Source organism: Acinetobacter sp. YH16044 (genome assembly GCF_013417145.1).
Lineage (GTDB): Bacteria > Pseudomonadota > Gammaproteobacteria > Pseudomonadales > Moraxellaceae > Acinetobacter > Acinetobacter amyesii.
In genome coordinates this window covers 1-1,175 of sequence record NZ_VPEK01000168.1, presented here as the reverse complement: position 1 = coordinate 1,175, position 1,175 = coordinate 1, and the positions used below count along the sequence as shown (strand labels likewise).

General features: G+C 41.1%; 1 protein-coding gene. It reads left to right on the top strand.

Annotated features, from left to right (window positions below):
* On the top strand, nt 1-1,175 hold a 1,175-nt coding region (locus FTV38_RS17790), incomplete at both ends, for a KUP/HAK/KT family potassium transporter (protein ID WP_180023077.1).

The following is a 1,175-nucleotide window of genomic DNA, read 5'->3' as shown; positions in this document are numbered from 1 at the left end:
TGGTTCGCTTGAAGATGTGTTGGTGATCTGGAGCGCTGATAACAGTTGTGAAGGCGGTATCATGGCATTACTCGCCTTAAACCTTAGGCAAAAAGGATTGTCCCGTGGAAAAAGATTGGCAATCATTATCTTAGGTTTCATTGGAGCATCCTTATTCTTCGGTGACGGTATCATCACCCCTGCTATTTCTGTTTTATCTGCAGTTGAGGGACTTTCTGTTGCTGCCCCGTCATTTGATCGCTTCATTATTCCAATCAGTATTGGAATTCTTATAGCTCTCTTTGCCGTTCAAAAACATGGGACTGCAATGATGGGGAAGTTTTTTGGTCCTATTACCCTGTTATGGTTCCTATCTATTGGTGCCATTGGCATTATGAGTATTATTCAAAGTCCATTTGTTCTTGCATTATTCAGCCCACACTGGGCTTTTTTATTCGTTATTAACAATCCTCTTATTTCATTTTTTGTGATGGGAGCTGTGGTTTTAACAGTAACAGGTGGTGAAGCCTTATATGCGGATATGGGACATTTTGGTATTTTACCGATCAAGTTAGGCTGGTTTTTAATTGTACTGCCATGTCTGATGCTGAATTATGCTGGACAAGGAGCATTACTGTTAAGAGATCCTTCGGCTATCACCAATCCTTTTTACCTGCTTCTGCCTTCAGCCCTTCTATATCCTATGATTATTCTGGCTACTGCAGCTGCAGTGATTGCCTCACAGGCTTTAATCAGTGGGGTATTCTCAATGGCTAAACAGGCAATACAGTTGGGATATCTACCTAGGCTTACAGTTTTACATACCTCCGCTTCGGAAATTGGACAAATTTATATTCCATTACTGAACTGGCTCCTGTTTATCTCTATCACCATCTTGATCTTAATATTTGAAAGTAGCAGCAAGTTGGCAGGTGCTTATGGTCTGGCCGTCACTGTGACCATGTTCTGTGACACACTGTTAGTAGCTTTTCTGGCTTATAGTTACTGGAAATGGAAAACATGGAAAGTCTTACTGTTCATTATTCCATTCGCCTTTATTGATCTGGTTTTGCTGAGTTCAAACCTATTAAAAGTCCTGATTGGAGGCTGGGTACCAGTCGTTATTGCGGTTATTGTTTTTACCCTCATGATGACCTGGAAAAAAGGCAGAGAGATTCTTCAGGACAAACTGCAGA